This window comes from Bradyrhizobium lablabi (assembly GCF_900141755.1).
Classification (GTDB): Bacteria; Pseudomonadota; Alphaproteobacteria; order Rhizobiales; family Xanthobacteraceae; genus Bradyrhizobium; species Bradyrhizobium lablabi_A.
Genome location: NZ_LT670844.1, coordinates 1,889,917 through 1,914,263, shown reverse-complemented (window position 1 = coordinate 1,914,263; position 24,347 = coordinate 1,889,917). Strand labels below are relative to the sequence as shown.

The window sequence follows — 24,347 nt, the reverse complement described above, 5'->3', positions numbered from 1 at the left end:
GCGAGTATGGCAACCGACAAGGAAACACTCCGACGAGTGCAGGACGGCCTCTTTCATCTTCAGAAAGCTGTTCAGCCTTTCGTGGCTGAACGGATGGAAGCGAAGCTTGGCAAGCGCTGGATCATGCATGCGAGCCGCGCGCAAGGATCGTCTCCATTGGACCCGCTCGATGGCTATGGACTGCTCAAGACGATGCTCGATAATTGGCGCGATGTCTTCGACGATGCTTTTGCGCGCAACGAAAAGTTCAAAGTCCGCAATTTCGTTTCGACGTCCTTTGAGGCCAGGAACACGACCTCGCATCTCGCTCTGCCGCTGACCGACTCTGAAGCGCTGCGTTACCTCGATGCCATGGTCTGTCTTGCGCGTGCCGTAAAAGGCCCAAAGAAAGAAATCGACGAAATTGCGAAGCTTTATGATGCGCAGCGGCGTGATGGTGTCGAAGCGTTGCCGCCGGTTGCCGGCGCACAAGCCGCGACGGCACTTGGGAAGCCGGGTACCCTCTCGCTCGGCCTCGATACCACCGAAGCGCCGGTCGGCGCATTGCACCCGTGGATCGAAGTCGCATTCCCTCACACGGACGTGCTGGAGAACCGTTACAAGCAATCTGAGTTCGCAGCCGATCTCGCAGCAGTCGATATGGGTCAGGCGAGCGAGGATTACTCCAAACCAGACAACTTCTTCCGCATTACCTTCCTGACGGACGGACTAAAACGGGTCCTTCGCACCGCGCTTGAGCGGCTTTCAGGCAAGGGGGGAGATCCGATTCTTGGCCTTCAGACCTCGTTCGGTGGCGGCAAGACCCATACAATGCTGGCGCTCTACCACCTCGCAAACGCGACCGACCTTGACTTGCTTCCCGGCGTGCGCGAACTCGCAGCCGAAATGGGCGTCAAGAATTGGAAGCCGGTAAAGACCGCTGTGTTCGTCGGCACAGCGAAGGGGGTCGACTCCTCGCTCGTGCTTAAGGACGGGCCAAAAGTTCGCACACTTTGGGGCTATATTGCCTGGCGCCTTGCAGGCGATGCTGGACTAAAACTCCTGCGCGAGGCAGAAGCAAACGGCACCAATCCGGGCTCTGAACTGTTGGTGGAGCTGTTTCGCAAGGCGGGGCCGAGCGTGATTTTGCTCGACGAAGTGGTCGCGTTCGCGCGACAGCTTCCCGACGATCGGTTCGAAGCTTTTCTATCATTCATCCAGTCGTTAACCGAAGCGGCGAAGATGCTTCCGAATGTGTTGCTTGTTGGCTCGCTGCCAGAAAGCGATGAAGAGGCCGGCGGAGCGAAGGGCATCGCCGCATTGCATCGTCTCGAAAAGGTGTTTGGTCGCGTTGGTTCGCCGTGGCTCGCGGCACACGGCAACGAAACTTATGAGATTGTACGCCGGCGACTTTTCCAAGAACTCGATGCAGAAGGCGAGAAGGCGCGTGATGAAACCGTCAAGGCGTTTCATGACCTTTACAAGAGGAATGCTGCTGAGTTTCCGCCATACGCGCGCGAGGCAAATTACGGAGAATTATTGCGCCTCTCATATCCAATCCATCCTGAACTATTCGAGCGCTTGTCGAAGGACTGGTCGACGCTCGACAAATTCCAGAAGACCCGCGGTGTACTGCGGTTCATGGCCAACGTTGTCAGCGTGTTATGGCAGGCGCGTACTCGCGATCCGATGATCTTGCCGGCCCGTGTTCCGGTTGCCGATGCTCGTATCAAAGCAAGTGTGATCTACCCCCTCGATTCCGCTTTTTCCGCGGTCATAGACAGTGAGGTCGATGGTGAAGGATCGCGGCCTGCGCGGATGGAAACAAATACAACGCGGCGTCTCGCGCAGGCGCGGGCCGCAACGCGCGCCGCGCGCGCGGTATTCCTCTGTTCAGCTCCAAAAGTCGGCCAGCCAAACGCAGGTGTGACAGGTCAAGACGTGCGGCTTGCGGCGGCCGAACCGGGCGATCAACTCGCGATTTTTGGTGAAGCACTACGGGAGCTGCACGAGGGCGCTACATACCTCTACGAGGACGCGGGACGCTACTGGTTCTCGACCCAGCCGACGTTGAATCGACTCGCAGACGAGCGCGCAAAATCGTTGCCGGCTCACGAGGTCGATATCGATATCCTGCGCGTTCTCACGGCTGAGGCAAACCAAAAGAGCGGTTTTGCTAAGGTACATGCAGCTCCGGATGAACCGAGCTCAATCGACGAAGCCGCCGCCCTGACGCTTGTGATCCTCGGCCCGTCATTTATCCACACGAAAGGTGCCACGGCATCGGCTGCGGTGGATGCGGTCACTGATACGCTGACGCGTTGTCGGACTTCGCAGCGCCGCTACCGAAACATTTTGATCTTCGTCGCGCCTGATGATGCCGCACTAAACAACGCGCGCGACGTGGTGCGGAAGGCTCTCGCCTGGACGTCGATCGAGAATGACGAGAATACCCAACAGCAATTGACGCAAGGACAATCGGCAGATGTGAAGGAGAAAGCTAGAACGAACCGTGAGGCGGCCGAAAGAGCGATCCGTTCCGCGTGGACTCACATTCTTTATGCAGAGAAGGATGAGACCGTGCTCGACGGCAAGCCCTTCGAGATCGCGCAAACGGCACTGCTTTCGCGCGAGCGCCCGTCGATCGCCACTTCGGTCTACGAGAAGGTTTCTTCTCGTGGCGACGGTCTCGTCAAGGATACGCTCGGACCGCGAATGTTGATGGCGAAATTGACCGGCCTCTGGCCTGCCGATAGGCCGCACCTTGCGATCGCAGACCTCCGCGAATGGTTCGCCGCCTACGTTTACTTGCCTAAACTGCGCGACCCGGCAGTCTTGGAAAGCGCGATCGCAGAGGGTGTTTCCAGCGCCGATCCTCAATTCGGCTACGCTGACCGCTTTGATGAGGGCAGCGGAAAATATGAGGGGCTTGTGTGCGGGAGGCTCGCGCCCACGAGGTTTTCCCAAGATGCGGTTATCGTCCGTAAGGAGGTTGCCGCAGCCTATGGAGGCCAGTCCGAAAATAGCGTTATCGGTTTGCCCCCGCCGGCTGGAGAAGTCCCTAACGTTTCTGGTGGAGTGGCAGCAGGTCCAACGACGGTGGAAGGAGCGACACGACCCAAGCGTTTCTACGGCTCCGTCGAAATTGATATGATCCGGCCGGTGAAGGCCTTCGATGCGATTTTGAATGCCGTTGTTATGGAACTCCAGCAAACCCAAGGAGCCAGGGTTAGGCTGACGTTGGAGGTTGAGGCGCTGGCTGAAGAGGGGTTTGCAGACAACGATGTAAGCGTGGTGAGGGACAATGCTCGGCAGCTCAAGTTCAAACCGGAATCGACGGGCTTTGAGGATTGAGGCGCGGGGGCGCCTTGCACTTGTACGAATAGACCATCATTGTTGAGCCATAAGCGTCTTTGGGGGTAAAATTATTGTGGCCGGGTCAACCTTTCAGACAAATCCTATCGATTTGCACAAACTCCTTGATGATTGCCATCGGGGGATCATTCAGCTTCCAGACTTTCAGCGCAGTTGGGTATGGGACGAAGATCGCATTAAAAGCTTGGTAGCCTCGGTTTCGCGGGCTTTTCCAGTAGGCGCATTGATGTCGCTTGATACCGGTGGACCGGTCAATTTTAAACCAAGACCTGTGGAAGGTGCACCACCAGAAGCAAAGGGCGTCTCACCGCAATCGCTTTTGCTTGACGGTCAGCAACGGATGACGTCGCTTTATCAGGTCACGCTACGTGCGAAGGTGGTCGAAACCGTCACGCCCAAGAAAAAGAAGGTGAAGCGCTGGTTTTATATCGACATTCGGAAGGCGCTCGATCCATCCATAGATCGCGAAGAGGCGATTGTTGGGCTTCCTGAAGATAAAATTGAAAAAGCGGATTTTGGGAGGATCGTGAAGTTAGATCTTTCCTCCGCACATAAGGAATATGCTGCGCTGATGTATCCTGTCTGCCAAGTTTTCGATTGGGATAAGTGGCAGGATGGATTCGACAATTATTGGCGCGGTGATCAGCACGAAAGTGTTCGAGAGGAATTCAGGGCGTTCAAGCGCCAGATACTGGAAAACTTCAAATATTATCGTGTGCCGGTCATCACCCTGGACCGATCTACTTCGAAAGAGGCGGTGTGCGTCGTATTTGAAAAAGTAAATACCGGCGGCAAGGCTTTGGACGCCTTCGAACTTGTCACCGCCATGTACGCAGCTTCCGGCCATGAACTGCGAAAAGATTGGTACGGTGACGACCAAGTCAAGGGTCGTCACCGCCGTCTTGCAGAAACGCTTCGACCCGCCGGTGAAGAGATTGGAATCATTGCGGGAGTTGGAAATACGGATTTCCTTCAGGCAATCTCCCTATTCTTTACGCGAGATCGCCGACGCGCCGCGGAGGCGGCCGGGAAGCGGGGCAAAGAGCTGCCGGCTGTTTCAGAAAACCGTCAGGCGTTGCTCAATTTGCCGCTTGATGCCTACAAACAATACGAAGCGCAAGTTGAGCGGGGTTTCGTGCAAGCCGCTAAGTTCTTGCACATGCTTCACATCTATCGGATTTTCGATCTACCGTACCAGTCGCAGATCGTCCCTCTCGCTGCCATTCTTGCCGACATCGGGGACGCTTGGGAGCATGAGGCAAACCGGGCGAAATTAGTACAATGGTATTGGAACGGCGTATTCGGCGAGCTCTATGGTTCAGCGGTCGAATCCCGAATTGCACGTGATTTCATGGAGGTCCCGGCTTGGCTTAGAGGCGGCCCCGAGCCTTCAACGATCAGTGAAACACTCTTCCGCGCAGATAGATTGAAAACAATGCGTATGCGTTTGTCCGCCGCTTACAAAGGCGTCAACGCTCTTCTGATGAAGGAAGGCGCACAAGACTTTCGCTCCGGTCAAAAATTCGACCACACCGTTTTCTTCGGCGAAAACGTGGACATACATCATATATTTCCACAGGATTGGTGCAAAACCAATCGCATCAAACCTGATGTTTTTGATTCGATCATCAACAAGACGCCGCTCTCCTATCGAACGAATCGCATCATCGGAGGGGTCGCGCCGTCGCAGTACATCGCAAAACTGGAGAGTGGTAACGAGACAACTCCGGCGATCGATGACGAACGGCTCGACACCTATCTCAGGTCTCATTTGATTGATCCTGCACTTCTCCGGGCCGACAACTTTCAAGCGTTTATGGAAGATCGGCAGGCGCGATTACTTTCTCTGATAGAGCAAGCCACCGGCAAATCCGCATACACAGGTGGTGTCGCGGAGGAGGGCGAGGATGCCGAGGGTGACGAGGACACCGTAGAAGCCGAGCTGACAATTGCGGCGGCATGATTTCCCGCAAGGGCAGGGCCCGCAGCGACTAGCAAGCTGCGGCGCTTGTATTGATCCGTCTGCCAGGCAAGAGCGGGAGCTGAGATGACGCGCACCTTCGTCACGGCCACTGACGGTGGCCTTATCAATATGATCAAGCGCGCTCGCACGCGCCTTGCCCTAATTGCCCCGGCAATAACCACCCCGGTGGCCCAGGCCCTTGCCGCAAGGATCTCCGACCTGCCGGCTCTGTCGTTGACTATCATTCTCGACGCTGACGCCGAGGTTTACCGCATTGGCTACGGAGACCCGGAGGCGCTAGAGATCATACGCAAGGCAAGCAAGGAGCTGATGTTCGACCTGCGTGAACAGCCGGGTGTTCGTATCGGTGTGGTCATCTCGGATGACCGGACAATGGTCTACGCTCCGGTCTCGCGTAACGTCGAGGCTGGATCGACGACCGATGAAAAGCCGAACGCGATCATGCTGGATGGAGCGGCGACCGAGAATTTGGCCGTTGCGGCCGGCGCCAGCGAAGGAGAAACCGAAATTGGCGTAACGGGCATGGAGCCCGAGCGGGTCGCCCAAATGCAGGCGGACCTGGCTGCAAATCCGCCCAAACCATTCGATCTTACCCGCAGGCTAACGGTATTCACATCGGCTGTCGAATTCGTGGACCTGAAAGTATCGAACTACAAGCTCAGCAAGCGGCGAGTCCCTCTGCCTCAAGAGTTCGTCGGGGTGGGCGATGAAACCCTGAAGCAAAGGATATCGTCTCAAATCCGTGCCCCGTTTGATGGCATCGGAACGCAAAAGATAAAACTTGAAGGAGAAGACGCCGAGCTACTTGTAGATGAAGCCTTTATTGAGAAAGAGCGGAAAGATATCGAGGACACCTTCACCTATGTCCTTCCCAAAAAGGGCCGTGTGATCCTCAAGCGCGACCGAGTTGACTTTGATAAACAGATCACGCGCTTCAAACAAATCGTGATGAAATACCGGGATGCGTTAAAATCCTCCGTTGAATCGGAACGCGAGGGCTTCCGCCAGCAAATGCTCAGTGAGTTTAGCGAGCGGTGGAATGCAAACCCACCGAATTTCTTGAAACGTCGATCCGGAGGAAACGATCCAGACCGGATCAAGGGTGCGATCCTCGACCGTGCTGACGAGCTTTTCAAGAGGATCGTCAGCTTTGCACCACCGGAAGTCGATCTAAACTACAAGGGCATAGTGATAGGGGACATTGAGGATGCGGAGTTCAGGGCCATCCTTCGCGCGGCGATGGTAAAAGCTAGGGTAGACAATGCCACGCTGGATAGGCTCTTCCAGAGCGGCGATGCCGCGGCTGCTCAAGGTGGCTTCGATTTTTCGAGGTACAGATAGATGATCGTCGGTCGCCGCACTTGATGCCTGAAACGGCTGCAGCAGTGCTTCATCGGAAGGTGGAATGATTGCTGGGGATATTCGACCAACACCGAGGTCGACTGTCGCGAGCAAAAGTGAATTACTAACTCCTCCGCGATCGGAGGGGCGAGGAGTGCCTGGGTGCTCTGATACGGCTTCCGTTAAACCATTCGTCGTCACATTTTTCGTTTTCTAGCCGCAGACGCCATATAGAGACTTTGTCCCGTTCGACCAAAGTTTGCATTCCCCGCAACACCGCCACGCGGTGCTTCTTCTCGACCTTAGCAACACCATAAACCCGCTTGCAGAGCTTGGAAGTGGGGTGAAAATCAGCGGGCTCGTCCACAAAGATTGCGAGGAGCTTTGCCCCCACACGGCCAATGCCCCTGCTCATACTCGGCGCCTCCTGAGAACAGAGTTATTTAAGTGTTTCCCAACTCGAATTGTCAAGAATAAGGTAGGGGCAGCGTCTGGGGCGCCTCAATAGGGGGTAATTTTGGGCCGAACGTCGCCAATAACTCGAAATAATTGCCTCCGCAAAGCCGACGAACTTACGGCAGCCACTGCTCGCTATATCCGAAACGGCGGTTGGAAGGATATTCGAGACGGCGACGTCAGTCGGCTACAGGCTGCTTACACTCAACTGGCATTGCTCAGATTGACTGCCTTAACCGAGGCGGAACACGATCGTTATAAGAAGAAGATCTGGTCGGCACTTGAGGGCGTGAAACAGGATCTCAAATCCTTCTGTCGTCTGACCTCATCAATTGCCGCAGACGATTGGAAACGCCGGATGGGTGTTGGACACGTCAACCGTCCTAGAATTTCCAATTATTGAGTCCGTAGCGTCGGTCGCACCTAAGAATACCGAGCAGCTGCATGACTTCGAAAGTCCCCTTGGCAGATTAATAGTTCCTGCTTCACGCCGATATTGGCAAACTCAGTCGAGCCGTCCGGGCGAGCCCAATACATCAAGCGAAAAGCCTCGTGGTCTTTGGAAAGATGGACGCGAAATGCTTCTGCCTTGTCGTCCGACCTACTTTCGTTGAAAGATTTGGGCCCTGCTTGGCTTTTGGAAAGCAATATTTGGCTACACTTTGTCCGAACGACGTTTGCCAACGTTCCCTTCGACAAAGCTCCATGAGAGCGAAGTGACGGCAAAAACTCTGAGCCAACGCAAAACTGGGGAACCCCCTTCAATGGCAACTCCCCCGTAGATAATCCGTGAGTCTTCGCGGCTTCCAGGCTGATCGCTAGATGAAGTTGCACCGCATCGTCCGCGTGCTCCCAAACCACGTCGGCTTCAAGCGATTCAAGGTAATCGCAGGGCCAGCCCACGACCCGAACTTGCCCCTCAACACTGGCTTCACATTGCTCGATGTTACCATGTCGCTCCAGGAATGAGACGCTCGCTTTTATTTCGACCGTCTGATCGCTCGGAAAGGCAGTGGTGACTCGGATCAGGTCGGAGCGGTCAGCAAGCGCGATCGATGCCAACAGACAAGCTAATGATTTCAGGATCTCCAGATCGGGCGATTTGGTGATATCCGTTCCAGAGATATCGGACGCATCAAGTTCAACGACCTCAAATCCAATTATCTCTGAAAGACGTTGCGCCTTTTGCAAGATCGAAAAAAGCCGAGTGTTGATATCGTTGGCCGAAAAAACACTGTCGAGATCATGGAGCTGCAAAAGCGCTCGCACGTTGTGCGTAGCAGGAAAGCAATTCGCTGAACGAAGCGTATCAACAGCATCGGACAGCGTAGCAAACGTGGTACAATTCTGCCGATCAATGACAGATGCCCAGGATTGGATACGACTTAGAATATCCTGAACCTCTGAGGACGATTCTGCTGTAGATGGCACTGCAAATAGCGATAAGTCTAGAGCGACGACCGGTTTCATTTCTTCCCACCCGCACTTCTTTCATTCTTCAGTTTCTTTTGAGCCGCACTAAGTAGTAGCTCTGTCTCATTGTTGCTTTGGTCAAAGAAATCCGAGGGCCAGTCCTTGATGGCTCCATAGGCCGTGAGGAGTACCGGCTTGCATTCCGTATTGCCGTTCACTTTCTGCGTAAAATAGATCTTGATCTGGGAGTTTAGTTTCTCCCCTTCCGACTCGGCAATTCTGCGACGGAGCCTATCGACCAAATACTCGCTATGCGTCTCGAGAATACATTGGCGCCCAACTAGCCCCAAAGACAGGAAGAAGTCTGCCAACCGCGCCTGCACCTTCGGGTGGAGATGAAGTTCGGGTTGCTCGAAAATAAGGAGCGATGGAATCGGTGCAAGCAGCGCCATCACAATGATTGGCAACAGCTGACTGACACCCACGCCAACATTTGTGAGGTCATGATCGCGTGACACATCCCCAGTGCGGACTTGCAACTGGTGCCCGATCATTCCCATGTCTTCCGTTCGTACGCCTTCGGCAACACCCAAATAAGACAGCCAATCGACTACAGCTTCGTGCAAAGAAACCGAATCTCGTTGGGCATCGACCAAGTCGTTCGTGCATCTGCTGGGAATATACGTAACCGGCCGCGCTTTGTGCAGATCGAGGACGGCGGCAGTATGCTCGCCGCGATAACCGACGTCAGTCAGATTGACCAATGCCTCGAGCGGGTAGACCGGCCTAGGTTCGTCCCTCAACGGCCCCAAATATCTTACCGAATTTTGAAAAAACGTAGTCACTTGTTCCGCCGCCAATGAGATCATGCGCGGAAGTCCGAGGTCGTAACCAGGCTCTAGAGGTAGAATTGCTAGGCTGATGATTGCTGTTTCGATTTCCTCTTGCCTATCAGCGATGCTGGTTATCAATACTTGACGGAATCTCGGATCGCTTCGCATCAAATCCTGTATGCGCTCCACAAACTCTATTGCGGGCATTTCCTTTGGAGGCAGTTTTTCGTGGAGACGACGTAGAAATCGATCGCGCGCAAGATTGTCGATTCCAACGGTTAGTCCGGAGGACACCTCCGTGAGGATCGCAACCAATCGAGCTACTATCTGCTCACTTATCGCTGTGCCACGAAACTCGGGGTCGTAAAAATAACGCTCCGGCGCTCCGGTGGAGATTGCCTGAGCGAGCTTCCTAGCAAAGTCTTTCAACTTGTTGAATGAAACGCCTACCTGGTTTGGAAAAAAGTGACGGAGACTCGCTCCAATCAACTTACTTTCAGGTCTCTGTTGCAACAACTCCGTTTTGCTAGCCGGATCGGTGTAGGTAACACGATATGGGAGTGCCGCCGAAGACAAATGCTTGCTATCTCGTTCAAGTGCAAGAGACGCCGCCGCATTGATGTCCTTTCCCTCGCGAAACATTGAGTAATTCGCGGTCACTTTCATTGCGAGCAGTGCTGGTTGAAGTTGGCGCAAATTAGAAGTCATTCGCGGGACTGCCGCTCCGTCGGTCTTGCCAACTTCCGGCTCGAGTCCAAAAGCAATTGCGAATTCAGCAGAGTCCAGTCGCGCGGGGTGGTGCGAGTAGAATGTCGCGGCAGCATTTGGGGACCGGTAGCGCATCAGTTCATCAACTTCCCAGCCAAACTCGATGGTATCAGAATTGCTGCTGATGTTTTTGATATCGTCAAACTTTCCAAGTTTGAGCAGCGGTCCGTTCAGACCGAGCGCGCGCGTCGCCGGCACATATTGAAGAGTCTGCTTCAGAAGGAGCAAGCTCTGGATAATAGTGCTTTTGCCACTGCTGTTGGCTCCTGCCAGCACAGTTATCGGCGCTAAGTCAATTTCGGTCTTGCCTGCGAATGACTTGAAATTCGTTAGCGACCATTTTCGTAACATTGCCTGTCAACTTCCGGTCGTAGGTGCCATAGCGACAACAGGCGGTTCGCCTGTGGGCGCGCCCTGACGGCCCACAGCATAGGCTCCTGAGGCCGTGATCCCCAAAAGGATTAGTACTTCTCCGCCCCTCATTATGCCATTGAAGCGCAAGCCAGACGAGCGCGCAAGCTGTGTAAGGGCGTGTTACACGCTTAATACGTGTAGAGGTTCACCTTCCCGATCTCTTCCACACCGAGCACAGCAAGTGCCTCGCGAAGCGGGCGTGATCGGCCAGCAGCTTTGCATCTGCCAACAAACGAGCGGTATTTGCGATGATCAGGGTATTCGCGTCGTCCGCCATGGCTACGGCCAAACCTGCGGGACGTTTATCCCCCCAGCTTTGGCGGCCCTTTCAGGTATTGAGGTTAGACCGGCACCTGCCGCGCTACGCCACGCCCATCTGGGCAGTCGCGGACAACCTGAACCCCTTGCGAATCGTTGCGCCGCTTGCAACCCAACGATCAGGGCTTCAGTCGCACCGCTGATCCTGCCACCGGCAATTTCAGCGATGCCAAAGTGATCAAGAAGTTCGGCGACGTGCCGGACGACCTGAGTTCGTTGTGACCTTGCGCGAGAAACATCAGTCCCAATCCACCGGCAGCGGTCGCATGACGTATTGCTCTCCAGCCGATTCCTGGCAACACCCCATCGCCCCGGTCAAGCACCGCCAGTAGCCTGGTGACGAGATAGCGCCTGTCTCCCGGCTCGATTGCCGCCCAGGCAATCAGCGTCACCTCACGGATGGCATGAACGATCAACTCCTGATCGGTCAGCCCGCCAATTTTTGGACATCTATCATCCACGTTTCCGAGCGCGAGCAGGTGTGGGCTTCTCAACCTTCCGGTCTTCCTTGGCGGCACGCTGGCCGACTGGAGTCGTTGAGGGGAATTGGGAACGCCACGTCTTTTAGACGCTGTAGCCGCGTTCTGACTTTCAGCGCCTCGAACTCGTTGCCGCTGCTTACCCAATGCTTACCCGGACCAAAGTCGGATTCACTCAAAAATCAAAAAATGGCTGATTTTGCTGGCGCACCCGACACGATTCGAACGTGTGACCTTTGCCTTCGGAGGGCACGGCTCGAATAACGGCCCATGTTTGACTGAAAGCCGTTCGAATTGCCAAAGGCGAGTTATGGGTTGAAAGGGAGGGCGTGGCGCTACCGCTGCGTCCTCTTGCGCCGGACACGCGGCAACCCACCGACAACCCGATGCGCGCAAACAGATTGCGGCGGACTCCGTTGACGCCGTCGAGCGGGGACACGACATATCCTGTACCGTCGATCCAGGTCACTGCTCAGGAGCAAGATATGAACGCGCCGCAAAGCATCGATCCGGTCACCGCGCATTCTGACAGCGACGTTGTGCACTGGCTGATAAACGACACGCGCGATGAGCGCTTCATTGACAATATTTTCGCAGAACTGTGTGTCCGACTCCAGCGAGCGGGCATTCCCGTCAAGCGGGCGTCGCTTCATGTTCTGATCAACCATCCGCAATGGCTTGGCGCCCGGATTATGTGGGCCGACGGGTTGCGCGAAGCCGAGATTGCGAGAGTCGACTACGATGTCAGGGAGCGATCCGAATACATCGATAGTCCCGCCAACGAAATCCATGACGGTGCCACCGAGGTGCGCGAGAATCTCGAACGCGATCCCTCGCTGGGCCGCAAGCACGCCATCTATGACGAGATGCGGGCGAAAGGCCTGACCGACTATGTGGCGTGGCCGCTGTACCATACGCTCGGCAAGCGGCATATCGTGACCTTTGCAACCGACCGGCCCGGAGGTTTCGACGACGCGCATATCGCCGGCCTGTTGAAACTGTTGCCGGTTCTCGCGCTGGTCAGCGAAATCCGTATCAAGAACCGGCTGGCGCGAACACTGCTCGAAACCTATGTCGGGTCGCATGCCGGCGAACTCATTCTGGCCGGCGCCACCAGGCGCGGAAGCGGGACGACGGTACGCGCCGCCATCATGATCTGCGATCTGCGTGATTTCACCCGGATCTCCGACAACTGGCCGCGCGATGACGTGATTGATCTTCTAAACGGCTATTTCGACGCGATGTCGGAGCCGATTGCGCGACATGGCGGGGAAATACTGAAATTCATCGGCGACGGTCTGCTCGCCATTTTTCCGCTCAGCCAGCCGTCGGCCTGCGCAAATCTACTGCATGCCGTGGCCGAAGCCCGTCAGGCCATGGTTGCCCTGAACGAAAAGAACAGCGAAACCGGTCGTGCGCCGCTGAATTACGGCATCGGCGTCCACGTCGGAGACGTCATGTACGGCAATATCGGGTCGCGCACTCGGCTCGACTTCACCGTCATCGGTCCGGCCGTCAACATGGCTTCGCGTCTCGAAACCCTCACCAAACAATTGGGGAGAACGGTGCTGCTGTCCCGCGCGTTCGCCGACTTCGTCGAAAGCGATTTCGATCTTGAACGCGTCGGCGAATATCCGGTGCGCGGCTTCAACGACCCAATCGAGCTGTTTGCGTATCACGGCTGAATGCCGATCTATCGTCAGGTGCCGAGCCGCCCCCAAGCGGCGCGAACTCGTCAAACGGCCACTATGAGCGAATGTCGGTCTCGGTGGTTGCTAGTCCTCGCAACAAAAGCTCAGACTCTCAAAGACAGGTAGAGCCACGGCTTTCTGTCAGGACTGGTGTCTGCGCGATCTTCACCGATCGCTTGACACTCGTCGTTGTTGTTCCCATTATGTTCTCTCTGCGAGACCTCCTCGAAACGTCATGGGCGAACGGTTGGGATGGCAACGACAGCCACCATCCTCCATGCGGACCTGGATGCCTTCTATGCCTCCGTAGAGCAGCTGCTTGACCCTTCGTTGCGTGGCAGACCCATTGCCGTCGGTGGTGGGGTTGTGCTTGCTGCTTCTTACGAAGCCAGGGCCTTCGGGGTTCGCGGCGGCATGCCGGGACGGCAAGCGTGCGAACTCTGTCCGCAACTCACCTTTGTCAGCGGGCATTTCAAGGAATACCAACGGCTGGGCGACGCCGCCATCAAAGTGATCGGCGATTTCACACCCCTCGTCGAGCGGATTTCCATCGACGAGGCCTTTGCCGACGTCGCGGGCTGCACCCATCTCTTCGGTCCGCCTGCCGAAATTGCAAGGGCAATCCGCCAACGAGTGCGGGCGGAGCTTGGCCTTCCGATCTCAGTCGGTGTAGCGCGCACCAAGCATCTGGCAAAAATTGCTTCGCAAGTGGCCAAGCCCGACGGGCTCGTGGTTGTCGATCCCGACACTGAGCTGAAATTCCTTCACCACCTGCCCGTCGAACTGATGTGGGGAGTGGGTCCGGCCACAAGGGCACGGCTGGCCGAGATCGGCGTGCTAACTATCGGGCAGCTGGCAAAGACACCGGGATGCTCGCTCAAGCAGGTGCTTGGTTCCGCGGCAGGGGCGAAACTCGCTGCGCTGGCGTGGAATCGTGATCCACGAGAAATCAAGACTCACCGCCGGGCTCGATCGGCAGGAGCGCAGTCGGCGCTTGGCAGGAAACCTGCCGAAGAGCGAGTTTTTCGACCCACCCTGCTTCACCTTGCAGACCGAATCGGCAGCCGGCTCCGGGCCAAGTCCAGGCCTGGGCGAACCGTGACGGTCCGCGTTCGCTTCGCCAACCTGAACTCAGTCACCCGCTCGGCAACGCTTGATGCACCAATCTCAGCGACCGTGATCCTTGCCGAGCTCGCCGAGGAGCTGGTGCGCGCACTCCTCGCGGATCACCCTCACGAGAAAACCATCTCGCTCCTGGCGATTTCTGTGTCGCATCTCGAGGAGCACTGGGATGTGGAGTTGGAACTCCCGCTTGGGCTTACAGATGAAGCACGCCGCCCCGGCACCAAAAAAGGCATGGCACGTTGGGCGGCCGACCATGCCGTCGATAGGATCCGCGATCGCTTCGGATGGGATGCTATCGGATATGGATCGGTGGCGCTGGGCACCTCTCCTTCCGTTCCCGACGAGTTTCGCAAACTCGCCGAAAAGGACCTGTGACCGTCACCAGTACATCGTGCGTCCAAGGGTACGCGCTTCTGAGACAAACCGGGCCGCAGCGACCATCGTTCTCCCTGAGAACGCCGCAACGAAATCGCAACGAATTGGGTGAAACGACCGTGAACAAACGTGGCGGAAACACCTGGCACGACAAGAAAAATCAATAACTTAGAAAATGTTCACTGCGTTCGGGACGTAGGGGGGCGCAGGACGATCCCGACCCGCCGGCCACCTCCACAAACAGCCACAGTTCGTTGCTGGTGTTTGCAACTTTGGTTCTCGGATTGCCCGGATCGGCCAACCAATCCATCCGTTCACTACGCTGCCTCAAATAGCAATTTGAGATGGTTGTGCCTCCCCGCAACCACGCGTTTCCGGTACCGGAAAGAAACAGCCCGCCTTTGGCGGGCTGTCAATATCGCGCAATACCTGACAAGTGCACAAACATTGATCAAGAAAAGCAAATTAGTGTTGCTTGCTAACGAAATATACCTCCGACTATGTTGCGTTGCAGCGCGATATCCTTCCTAGCGGCGCTAGCTGCGACAACGGAGGCACGATGACGTGTTCTGCCCTCAAGGTGCTCTCGTGGTGCGGCGCAATAGCCGGCCTCATTGCTGGAGGGTTGGTCGCCCCCACGCCGTCGGCCCGGGCAGCCGGCGTCTTGAAGGTGGCGATGACCGCGGGCGATCTGCCGGTCACGACGGGCAATCCAGACCAAGGCTTTGAAGGCTTTCGATTCGTCGGCTGGAATCTGTACGACGCCTTGATTAACTGGGATCTGTCTAAGAGCGACAGGGCGTCGGACATCAAGCCTGGCCTCGCGACCGAGTGGCATGTCGATCCGGCCAACCACAAGCGCTGGATCTTCACCCTGCGACAGGGCGTGAAGTGGCATGATGGCTGCGACTTCACGGCCGACGACGTCGTCTGGAACTTCCAGCGCATCAGCGACCCCAAGGCGCCGCAGTTTTTCACGCAGCAATTTGCCCTGTCCCGCGCCTACCTGACGAACTTCGACAACATCGAGAAGATTGACGACCATAGCGTCGCCATCACCACGAAATTCGTCGAATCGCTGTTTCCGTATGACATGTCCTACGTGCTGATGATCAGCCGCTGCCGGGCGGAGGCGCTGCACTATGACTGGACTGCCTACGCCAATCAGCCCTCCGGCACCGGCCCCTATCGCTTCGCCAGCATGACCGCACATGAACGCATGGAGCTGGTGCCGAACAACGATTACTGGGACAAGGCGCGCGTGCCGAAGCAGGACCGGCTGGTGCTGCTGCCGATGCCGGAGGCCGCGACCCGCACCGCGGCGCTGCTCTCCGACCAGGTGAATTTTATCGAAGCGCCGGCGCCGGATGCAATCCCCGTGCTGAAGCGCGCCGCGATGCAGATCGTCTCCAACGCCTATCCGCACAACTGGCCGTACGTTCTGAACTTCACCCGCGGTCCCTTCACGGACCTTCGCGTGCGCCAGGCGGCGAATTACGCCATCAACCGCGACGACGTGGTGGACCTTGTCGGCGGCATGGCGACACCCGAATATGCCGAGGTGCCGCCGACCCTGCCGTATTACGGCCATCCGGTGATCTACAAATTTGACAAGGCGAAGGCGCGCGCCCTGCTGAAGGACGCAAACTGCCTGCCCTGCAAGGTTACGCTGGCCATCTCCACTTCCGGCTCCGGGCAGATGCAGTCGCTGCCCATGAACGAGCTGGTCAAGCAGCAACTGGAAGACGCCGGGTTCGAGGTCACGCTCAATGTCATGGATTGGAACGCGCTGCTGGATGTCGCCCGCTCGGGCGTACCGAAATACCCGAACGTCGACGGAATGAACGCCTCTCGCGGCCTGCTGGATCCGGTGAGCGCCATTGTCAAACCGGTTGCCACAGCCTACTGGTCGCCCGCCGGCAGCAATTGGGGTCATTTCGGCACGCCGGAAGCGGACGCGCTGGTCAAGCAGATCTTCGAGGAGTTCGAACCTGAGCAGCGGCTGGCGCTGCTGACCAGGCTGCACGAATACGAATCCGAGCAGGCGCTGATGATCTTCGTCGTGCACGACCTCAACCCGCGCGCGCTGTCGCCGAAAGTGCATGGCTTCGTGCAGGCGCAGAACTGGTTCCAGGACCTGGCGCCGATCACGGTCGATCCTTAAAAGGAGCGGGCATGCTCGGCTACGTCATCCGCCGCGTGCTATTCGCGATCCCGATCGCGCTCGGCGTCAGCGTCGTATGCTTTTCCCTGGTGTATCTGGCGCCGGGCGACCCGTTGCAGACGGTGCTGCCGCCGGACGCGACGGCCGAGACCATCGCGATCGTCAAGCACGCCTATGGCTTCGACCGGCCGATCCCGGTGCAATACGCGATCTGGCTGTGGCACGTTCTGCACGGTGACTTCGGCCGGTCGATCGCCAGCCAGCGCGCGGTCACGCTGGAGGTGTTTGGCGCGCTCGGCAATACGGCGATGCTGGCGCTGTTCGCCGCGCCGCTCTCGTTCATCGTGGGCTATGGCATGGGAGCGCTGGCCGGCTGCTTCCCCGGGCGGGCCACGGACCGCATCGTGACGGGCGCGGCGGTGATCGGCGTCAGCCTGCCGAACTACTGGCTGGGGCTGGTACTCGTGATCATCTTCGCGGTCGAATACATGGTGCTGCCCGCCAGCGGGATGGGGCAGTCCGGCTCGGCCGCCTTCACGCTATGGCACTGGAGCGACGCGCAATTCCTGGTGCTGCCAGTGATCACGCTGGCGATGATCCCGATCGGCATCATCGCACGCACCACGCGCGCGGCCGTGGCGGAGGTCCGGAGCCAGGATTTCGTCACCACGCTGCGTGCCATGGGGCTGGGCGAGGGCGCGGTGATCCGGCATGTGCTCAAGAATGCTTCGCCACAGGTGCTGGCGGTGATGGGGCTGCAATTCGGCTATCTGATGGGCGGCTCCATTCTGGTGGAGACGGTGTTCACCTGGCCCGGCAGCGGCTTCCTGCTGTTCAAGGCGATCATCAACCGCGACATCCCCGTGCTGCAGGGCACGATCCTCGCGCTCTCGCTGATCTTCGTCGCCACCAACCTGGTCGTGGACCTGTTGCAAGCGGTGCTGGACCCGAGGATCCGCCGAGCATGAACGAGAGAGCGGTGGTGGCGCAGGGCGCGATCCCGGCGGATTCCGAGGTCGACGGCGCGCCCGCGATTCGGGTGGGCGGCTATTGGCTGTCGGTGCTGCACCGGCTGCGCTATGACTGGGTGACGCTCGCCTTCGGCGTCGTGGTGCTGGCGATCGTGATCGTGGCGATCGCGGCCCCGCTGATCGCGCCGTTCGACCCGTACCAGCAGAGTATTGTCGGCCGGCTCAAGCCGTTCGGCTGGCGCGGCCATCCCTGGGGCACCGACGAGTTGGGCCGGGACATGATGAGCCGGCTGATCCATGGCGGCCGGATCTCGCTGGTGATGGGCCTGGCGCCGGTTTTGATCGCAACGCTGGTCGGCGGCACGCTGGGCGTGATCGGCGGCTTCGCCGGGCGTCTGGCCAATACCGCCATCATGCGCACCATGGACGTCTTCTACGCCTTTCCGTCCATCCTGCTGGCGGTCGCGATCTCCGGCGCCATGGGCGGCGGCATGATCAATGGCATCATCGCCTTGAGCCTGGTGTTCACCCCCGCCATGTGCCGCGTGGCGGAGACGGCGACCGCGCAGGTGAAGAACCTGGACTACATCGAGGCCGCCCGCGCCAGCGGCGCGGGTACGCTGACCATCATACGCTACCACGTCCTGGGCAACGTGCTGGGACCGGTGTTCATCTATGCCTCCAGCCTCGTCAGCGTCAGCATCCTGCTCGCTTCGGGCCTGTCCTTCCTGGGCCTGGGCGTGCAGCCGCCCGAGCCGGACTGGGGCCTGATGCTCTCTACCCTGCGCCAATCGCTCTACGTCGACCCGCTGGGCTGCGCACTGCCAGGTATCGCGATCTTCATTACCTCTATTTGCTTTAATCTCGTCAGCGACGGCGTGCGCGGCGCGATGGATGTGCGTGGATGAGCGCCGCCGTGGAGGTGCAGCCCTATGTAGATCCCAGGGATCGCGGCGGCGCCGCTCAGCCGATGCTGATCGCGCGCGAGCTGCAGCGCTATTTCCGGGTGAAGGGTGCGGGCAAGGGCGCCGTGGTGCGCGCCGTGGATGGCGTGTCGTTCACCCTGTTCAAGGGTGAAACCCTGGGCGTGGTCGGGGAGTCCGGCTGCGGCAAGTCAACGCTGGCGCGGCTGCTGCTGCATCTGGTGGTACCGGACTCGGGCGAACTGGTGTTCGACGGCGACGCCGTGGGCGAGACCGGCGGCGTCAACGTCGGCGATCTGCGCCGTCAAGTGCAGATGGTGTTCCAGGACAGTTACTCCTCGCTGAACCCGCGCATGCCGGTGCAGGATTCTGTCGCCTTCGGCCCGATGGTGAACGGCCGCACCAAGACGGAGGCGCGCCGGATCGCACACGAGATCCTGGTCAAGGTGGGTCTGCGGCCGGATCTGTTCGGCCCGCGCTACCCGCACGAGCTTTCCGGCGGGCAGAAGCAGCGCGTCAACATCGCCCGCGCGCTCGCGGTCGGGCCGCGCATGGTGATCCTGGACGAAGCCGTCTCCGCGCTGGACAAGTCGGTCGAGGCCCAGGTGCTCAACCTGCTGAGGCAGCTCAAGCGCACACTGAACCTGACCTACCTGTTCATCAGCCACGACCTCAACGTGGTGCGCTATATCAGCGACCGCGTGCTGGTGATGTATCTGGGCCAGGTGGTGGAGCTTGGCCCGGCGGCCGAGGTATTTGCCCGAGCGCGCCACCCTTACACCCGGGCGCTGCTGGGTTCTCGACTGTCGATGGATGCCGGGCGGCGGATTGAAGCGCCGCCTTTGGTGGGCGACCCGCCCAGTCCGATCGACCCGCCCTCCGGCTGCCGTTTCCGCACCCGATGCCCCCACGCCGAGGCCGTGTGCGAGGCGCGGATGCCGACACTGGGGCTCTGGGCGGACCGCACCTCCCACGTCGCGGCATGCCATATGACGACACCGGATTCCGGTCACAGCCTGGCGGGGTCCGCCTGATGGACGGCAACATCGTGGCAGCCGCGCCGCTGCTGGACGTGCAGAACCTCACCGTCAGGTTCGTGAGCCGCGAGGCGACGGTGACCGCCGTCAGCGGCGCCACTTTCAGCCTGCGCGGCGGCGAAGTGCTGTGCCTGCTGGGCGAGTCCGGCTCGGGCAAGTCCGTTACGCTGCGCGCGCTGATGCGGCTGCTGCCGAAGCAGGCGCAGGTGGCGGGCCGGGTCGAGCTCGGCGGACAGGATGTTCTCGCGCTGGAGGGGAAGGCGTTACGGGCTTTTCGCGGCGGCGCGGTAGCGATGGTGTTCCAGGAGCCGATGACCGCGCTGGACCCGGTCTATACCATCGGCCAGCACCTGGTGGAGATGATCCGCCGACACAAGGGCGGCACCAGAGCTGAGGCCCGCGCCCGCGCGATCGAGCTGCTGGATCTGGTCAAGATCCCATCCGCCGCGCGCCGGCTCGATGCCTATCCGCATGAGTTGTCGGGAGGGCTGCGGCAGCGCGCGATGATCGCGATCGCGCTGTCCTGCGGGCCGCGGCTGCTGCTGGCGGACGAGCCGACCACGGCGCTGGACGCGACGGTGCAGATCCAGGTGCTGATCCTGCTGCGCCGCCTGCAGCAGGAACTGGGGATGGGCACCATATTCGTCACCCACGATTTGGGTGTGGCGGCGGAGATCGCGGATCGTGTGGCGGTGATGTATGCCGGGCGGGTGATCGAGGAGGGGCCGGTCGCGGACGTGCTGCGCGCGCCGGCGCACCCTTACACCGCAGGGCTGCTTGCCTCCACCGTGCACGACCAGGCGCCGGACCAGGAGATCGCCGCGATCCCGGGGAGCCCGCCCGATCTCCGCCGGCTGCCGCCGGGCTGCAGCTTCGCTCCGCGCTGCAGTCTGGCCACGGAGGCGTGCCGCCAAGCCTTCCCCGACCCGGTCTACCCGGCGCCGGGCCGGATGACTCGCTGCCTGCGCGTCGCGGACGTGTTGCCGGGCCTGATAGGAGAGCCCGCATGAAAAGCGTTAGCGCCTTTTTGCCCGGCGCGTCGGTAAGGGCGGACGGGCTTGATGCTGGCACAGGGCCTATGGCGTGGCAATCGCCCGCGCTCCGGTGCCACCTGCAAATTTTACCAAACGCAACCCAGCGGTGAGGTGGATCATGACCGTAAAAGCGAAACTCGTGGACGACATGACCGCGTCGATCGCGACCTGGCATGGCGTGGCGCCGCCCAACGACGTCGCCCTGCGCATGCTGGGTGATCTGGAAAAGCTCATCCGCGATTTCGAGGCGCTGCGCGGCACGCTACGCTTCGAGGACGAGCCCTCGAGCTTCGAGGCGGCCCTGCGCGAAGCGGCGTCGATCGGGGTGCGCTCATGACGGCCATCGGGCTTGATGTCGCCAACCTGTCGCTGGTCCAAGCGGCGGAAGCGGTGCGCCAGGGTGAAGTGAGTGCGGTGGCGCTGCTGGAAGCGTGCCTCGCCAACCTCGACGCCCACGAGGAAGCGGTGAACGCCACGATCTGGGTGGACAGGGAAGGCGCGTTCGCCGCGGCCCGCGCCGCCGATACGAAGCACGCCGCGGGCGGCCCGATCGGCTCGCTGCACGGCCTGCCGCTCGCGCACAAGGATATGTACTACCAGGCCGGCCGCCTCTCCACCTGCGGCTCGGCCATTCGCAAGGATTTCGTGCCCAGCTACAGCGCCATGGTCATCGAGCGGCTCGCCGCGGCTGGCGCTTACGCCTTTGCCGGCCTGAATATGGCGGAGTTCGCGCAGAACGGTACCGGCCACAATCGTCATCACGGCGATTGCCGCAATCCCTGGAACCTGCCGTATATCACCGGCGGTTCCTCCAGCGGATCGGGGGCGGCGGTCGCATCCCGCTTCACCTTCGCGGCGCTGGGTTCGGACACCGGCGGGTCGATCCGTCTTCCCGCCGCGGCGAACGGGGTGAGCGGGATCAAGCCGACGCAGACGCGCGTCAGCCGCTACGGCGTGATGCCGCTCTCCTTCTCGGCCGACAATGTCGGCCCGCTCGCCCGCACCGCGCGCGATTGTGCCCGGATCCTGAGCGTCATCGCCGGGCACGACCCGCGCGACCCGACCAGTGCCGAAATGCCCGTGCCCGATTACGAGGCTGGGCTGAACGGCGACCTCTGCGGCGTGCGCGTCGGCGTGCCCACGACCTACTTCCTGGACGACGTGGACGCTCCAGTGCAGGCCGCGTTCGAGGCTTCGCTGGCCGTGCTGGCCGGGCGCGGCGCCACGCTGGTGCCTCTGAAACTACCGTTGATGGATGCGATCTCGACCTATGCCTCGGTCGTGTCGCGCGTCGAGGGCGCCACGATCCACGCCGAGTGGATGCGCAAACATCCGCACGATTTCGCCACCCATATCAACGCCCGCCTGTTTGCCAGCCTCGCCATCCCCGCCACCTATTATGTCGAGGCCCTGAGTCGACGCGGCCCGATCCTGAAAGCGTTCGCGACGGAGGTCTTCGGTCAGGTCGATCTTTTGGTCGCACCCACCATCCGCATCTGCCTGCCCTCGATCGCGGCCACTGACGTTGACAATGGCCCGCCGGGAACGGAACAGGTGGCCATGGGCATCTCCATCAACACGCGGCCGTTCAACTATCTCGGCCTGCCTTCGATGAGCATTCCCTGCGGCTTCGACCCGAACGGCCTGCCCATCGGCCTGCAGATCAGCGGGCGTCCTTTCGCGGAAGAGACGGTGCTGAAAGCGGCCGACGCCTACCAGCGCGATACCGACTGGCATCAACGCCGGCCGGCCATCCCGGCCGCCTGAGCGATCGAATTTCTGCAACGACAAGGACGATGATGATGACAGAGATCCCCGACGAGGCGGCGCTTGCCCTCGAGTTCGACGTTTTCGCCAGACGCGCGGGATTGGACATTCCCGCGGACCGCAGGGCGGGCGTCTTCGCGGGCTTCAAGGATCTGCGCCGCATGTTGGCGTTGCTGCGCCAGCCGCGCACCGCGGCAGATGAGCCGGCCGGCACATACTCGATCCTGAGCGTGACGCGAGGTCTATGATCATGACGGCCACGAAACTGTTCGAACTCTCCATCGCCGAGGCCGGCCGCAAGTTGCGCGACGGATCGATCACCTCGCTCGCCCTCACCGAGGACGCGCTCGCGCGCATCACTGCGATCGACCCCGCTCTCGACAGCTTCATTACCGTGACCGCCGATCGCGCCCGGGCCGATGCCGCTGCGGCAGATGCGGAGTTCGCCAAGGGGATCGACAACGGGCCGATGCAGGGCGTGCCTTACGCGCTCAAGGACATCTACGACACGGCCGGCATCCGCTCGACCTGCCATTCCAAGCTGCGGGCGGATAATGTGCCGGCTGCCGGCTCGGTCGTCGAGACGAAGTTCAAGGCGCAGGGCGGCGTGCTGCTCGGCAAGCTCGCCACCCATGAATTCGCGCTCGGCGGCCCGAGCTTCGATCTGCCGTTTCCGCCGGCGCGCAATCCCTGGAACCGCGAGCATATTCCGGGCGGCTCTTCCTCCGGCTCGGGTGCGGCGGTCGCCGCCGGGCTGGTGCGCATGGCCATGGGATCGGACACCGGCGGCTCGATCCGCGGCCCCGCCGCCTATTGCGGCACGATCGGCTTGAAGCCCACCTACGGCCTCGTCTCCCGCCGCGGCGTGTTCCCGCTTTCGACCACGCTCGACCATTGCGGCCCGTTGTCCTGGACGGTAGAGGACAGCGCGATCGCGCTGCAGGTCATCGCCGGCTACGACCCGCTCGATCCTGCCAGCGTCGATCTTGCCGTGCCGAACTTCCTGGACGGGCTCGGTCAGGGCGTGGAAGGGCTGCGCGTCGGCCTGCCGCGGCATTTCTTCGCCGAGGCGCAAGACATTTCGCCCGAGGTCGTCTCGGCGATCGACCGAGCCGCGGAGACACTCGAAAAGCTCGGCGCGGTGGTCGAAGAGATCACGCTGCCGGATTACGAGCTGTTCAATGCGTGCGGCCGCGTCATCATGTACGCCGAGGCCTTCGCCATTCATGAGCAGGATTACCAGACCCGACCCCTCGATTTCGGTCTGCTGACATATATGCGGATGACGCTTGGCGCCTTCATCACCGGGGTCGATCTTCATCAGGCGATGCGGCTGCGTCGCGAGCTGTCGCAGGCGGTCAATCTGCAGCTCAAGAAGTATGACGCGCTGATCACCGCCAGCGCCTTGGTCCCGGTGCCCGCTTTCGCCGATATCGTGCCGAACATCCCGCCCAACTGGCCGATCCAGACCATGCCGTTCAACGTCACCGGCAACCCGGCCATGTCGATCCCGACCGGCTTCTCCGCGTCGGGCCTGCCGCTGTCGATGCAGATCGTCGGCCGCGCCTTCGATGAAAGCATGGTGCTTCGCATCGGCGCCGCCTTCGAATCCGCGACGGGGCTGAGCGCCCGGCGCCCGGCGCTCGCTCAAGGCTAGGCGATAGGGCGCGCCTGCGGCCGTAAGGGTTGCGAGCGGCTGATTGGCCGTGATCATCATGGATCGCCGCTCGTAACGGGCTGCGATCAACTCGAACAGCACGGGTGATGAAACCTCTGACGCGCAGTCGACAGCAGAGGAATCGCCACATCGGGCTTACCCTTCCCGTCACCTCTCCGCCCGGTCGATTTGCGAGTGCAATTTGACCGGGCGTGTAGGTTACAGACGTACGTCTGGCGACCG

The 24,347-nt window shown here is 60.0% G+C and carries 17 protein-coding genes; 14 read left to right on the top strand and 3 right to left on the bottom strand.

All coding sequences use genetic code 11. From position 1 onward, the window contains the following. The first annotated feature begins 6 nt into the window (after positions 1-6). The 3 genes from B5526_RS08940 to B5526_RS08930 all read left to right on the top strand — a co-directional run bounded on the left by B5526_RS08940 (position 7) and on the right by B5526_RS08930 (position 6,679). The gene (locus B5526_RS08940; RefSeq protein ID WP_079537876.1) at positions 7-3,333 is read left to right on the top strand and encodes a DUF499 domain-containing protein; all 3,327 of its coding nucleotides are present in this window, start codon (positions 7-9) and stop codon (positions 3,331-3,333) included. A 76-nt stretch (positions 3,334-3,409) separates the two neighbouring features. Then, positions 3,410-5,317: a DUF262 domain-containing protein gene (locus tag B5526_RS08935; protein ID WP_079537875.1), complete on the top strand. Its 1,908-nt coding sequence runs from the start codon at positions 3,410-3,412 to the stop codon at positions 5,315-5,317. An 84-nt stretch (positions 5,318-5,401) separates the two neighbouring features. Further along, positions 5,402-6,679, top strand: a complete 1,278-nt coding sequence (locus B5526_RS08930; protein ID WP_079537874.1) for a hypothetical protein — start codon at positions 5,402-5,404, stop codon at positions 6,677-6,679. 879 nt (positions 6,680-7,558) lie between these two features. Here B5526_RS08930 and B5526_RS08925 read toward each other — a convergent pair. The 3 genes from B5526_RS08925 to B5526_RS37500 form a co-directional block, all read right to left on the bottom strand. Further along, a complete protein-coding gene (locus tag B5526_RS08925) occupies positions 7,559-8,605 on the bottom strand; it encodes a hypothetical protein (RefSeq protein WP_154071213.1) in 1,047 nt (348 codons plus the stop codon). Continuing rightward, positions 8,602-10,500 carry a DUF3696 domain-containing protein gene (locus tag B5526_RS08920; protein ID WP_079537872.1) on the bottom strand — a complete coding sequence of 633 codons (1,899 nt, stop codon included), beginning with the start codon at positions 10,498-10,500 and terminating at the stop codon, positions 8,602-8,604. Before B5526_RS08920 ends, B5526_RS08925 begins: the two co-directional genes overlap by 4 nt. A 500-nt stretch (positions 10,501-11,000) precedes the next feature. Continuing rightward, the gene (locus B5526_RS37500; RefSeq protein ID WP_154071212.1) at positions 11,001-11,375 is read right to left on the bottom strand and encodes a hypothetical protein; all 375 of its coding nucleotides are present in this window, start codon (positions 11,373-11,375) and stop codon (positions 11,001-11,003) included. Between the two features lie 470 nt (positions 11,376-11,845). Here B5526_RS37500 and B5526_RS08915 point away from each other — a divergent pair, with 470 nt between their 5' ends. From B5526_RS08915 to B5526_RS08865, 11 genes are all read left to right on the top strand, one after another. After that, positions 11,846-13,045, top strand: a complete 1,200-nt coding sequence (locus tag B5526_RS08915; RefSeq protein WP_079537871.1) for an adenylate/guanylate cyclase domain-containing protein — start codon at positions 11,846-11,848, stop codon at positions 13,043-13,045. A 258-nt stretch (positions 13,046-13,303) separates the two neighbouring features. After that, a complete protein-coding gene (gene dinB, locus B5526_RS08910; RefSeq protein WP_079537870.1) occupies positions 13,304-14,551 on the top strand; it encodes a DNA polymerase IV in 1,248 nt (415 codons plus the stop codon). Between the two features lie 559 nt (positions 14,552-15,110). Beyond that, a complete protein-coding gene (locus tag B5526_RS08905; protein ID WP_079544816.1) occupies positions 15,111-16,715 on the top strand; it encodes an ABC transporter substrate-binding protein in 1,605 nt (534 codons plus the stop codon). An 11-nt stretch (positions 16,716-16,726) separates the two neighbouring features. After that, positions 16,727-17,683, top strand: coding sequence for an ABC transporter permease (locus tag B5526_RS08900; protein WP_079537869.1), 957 nt, complete (start codon positions 16,727-16,729; stop codon positions 17,681-17,683). Beyond that, on the top strand, positions 17,680-18,594 hold the full coding sequence (locus B5526_RS08895) for an ABC transporter permease (RefSeq protein ID WP_079537868.1): 915 nt from the start codon (positions 17,680-17,682) through the stop codon (positions 18,592-18,594). The genes B5526_RS08900 and B5526_RS08895 overlap by 4 nt, the downstream gene beginning before the upstream one ends. Then, on the top strand, positions 18,591-19,643 hold the full coding sequence (locus B5526_RS08890; RefSeq protein WP_079537867.1) for an ABC transporter ATP-binding protein: 1,053 nt from the start codon (positions 18,591-18,593) through the stop codon (positions 19,641-19,643). The genes B5526_RS08895 and B5526_RS08890 overlap by 4 nt, the downstream gene beginning before the upstream one ends. Next, positions 19,643-20,656, top strand: a complete 1,014-nt coding sequence (locus tag B5526_RS08885; protein WP_079537866.1) for an ABC transporter ATP-binding protein — start codon at positions 19,643-19,645, stop codon at positions 20,654-20,656. Before B5526_RS08890 ends, B5526_RS08885 begins: the two co-directional genes overlap by 1 nt. Before the next feature lie 142 nt (positions 20,657-20,798). Further along, complete coding sequence (locus tag B5526_RS08880) at positions 20,799-21,017, top strand: hypothetical protein (RefSeq protein WP_079537865.1); 219 nt, start codon at positions 20,799-20,801, stop codon at positions 21,015-21,017. After that, entirely contained in the window at positions 21,014-22,447 is a 1,434-nt protein-coding gene (locus B5526_RS08875; protein WP_079537864.1) for an Asp-tRNA(Asn)/Glu-tRNA(Gln) amidotransferase GatCAB subunit A, read from the top strand. Before B5526_RS08880 ends, B5526_RS08875 begins: the two co-directional genes overlap by 4 nt. A gap of 35 nt (positions 22,448-22,482) precedes the next feature. Then, a complete protein-coding gene (locus tag B5526_RS08870; RefSeq protein WP_154071210.1) occupies positions 22,483-22,695 on the top strand; it encodes a hypothetical protein in 213 nt (70 codons plus the stop codon). Positions 22,696-22,697: 2 nt separating this feature from the next. Further along, the gene (locus B5526_RS08865; protein ID WP_079544815.1) at positions 22,698-24,104 is read left to right on the top strand and encodes an amidase; all 1,407 of its coding nucleotides are present in this window, start codon (positions 22,698-22,700) and stop codon (positions 24,102-24,104) included. Positions 24,105-24,347: the final 243 nt, after the last annotated feature.

What these genes read in the sequence shown, in the direction of transcription:
- B5526_RS08940 (WP_079537876.1), top strand. Translation starts at nt 7, where the DNA reads ATGGCAACCGACAAGGAAACACTCCGACGAGTGCAGGACGGCCTCTTT.
- B5526_RS08930 (WP_079537874.1), top strand. Translation starts at nt 5,402, where the DNA reads ATGACGCGCACCTTCGTCACGGCCACTGACGGTGGCCTTATCAATATG.
- B5526_RS08925 (WP_154071213.1), bottom strand. Translation starts at nt 8,605, where the DNA reads ATGAAACCGGTCGTCGCTCTAGACTTATCGCTATTTGCAGTGCCATCT.
- B5526_RS08920 (WP_079537872.1), bottom strand. Translation starts at nt 10,500, where the DNA reads ATGTTACGAAAATGGTCGCTAACGAATTTCAAGTCATTCGCAGGCAAG.
- B5526_RS08915 (WP_079537871.1), top strand. Translation starts at nt 11,846, where the DNA reads ATGAACGCGCCGCAAAGCATCGATCCGGTCACCGCGCATTCTGACAGC.
- dinB (WP_079537870.1), top strand. Translation starts at nt 13,304, where the DNA reads ATGGCAACGACAGCCACCATCCTCCATGCGGACCTGGATGCCTTCTAT.
- B5526_RS08905 (WP_079544816.1), top strand. Translation starts at nt 15,111, where the DNA reads ATGACGTGTTCTGCCCTCAAGGTGCTCTCGTGGTGCGGCGCAATAGCC.
- B5526_RS08900 (WP_079537869.1), top strand. Translation starts at nt 16,727, where the DNA reads ATGCTCGGCTACGTCATCCGCCGCGTGCTATTCGCGATCCCGATCGCG.
- B5526_RS08895 (WP_079537868.1), top strand. Translation starts at nt 17,680, where the DNA reads ATGAACGAGAGAGCGGTGGTGGCGCAGGGCGCGATCCCGGCGGATTCC.
- B5526_RS08890 (WP_079537867.1), top strand. Translation starts at nt 18,591, where the DNA reads ATGAGCGCCGCCGTGGAGGTGCAGCCCTATGTAGATCCCAGGGATCGC.
- B5526_RS08885 (WP_079537866.1), top strand. Translation starts at nt 19,643, where the DNA reads ATGGACGGCAACATCGTGGCAGCCGCGCCGCTGCTGGACGTGCAGAAC.
- B5526_RS08880 (WP_079537865.1), top strand. Translation starts at nt 20,799, where the DNA reads ATGACCGTAAAAGCGAAACTCGTGGACGACATGACCGCGTCGATCGCG.
- B5526_RS08875 (WP_079537864.1), top strand. Translation starts at nt 21,014, where the DNA reads ATGACGGCCATCGGGCTTGATGTCGCCAACCTGTCGCTGGTCCAAGCG.
- B5526_RS08870 (WP_154071210.1), top strand. Translation starts at nt 22,483, where the DNA reads ATGACAGAGATCCCCGACGAGGCGGCGCTTGCCCTCGAGTTCGACGTT.
- B5526_RS08865 (WP_079544815.1), top strand. Translation starts at nt 22,698, where the DNA reads ATGACGGCCACGAAACTGTTCGAACTCTCCATCGCCGAGGCCGGCCGC.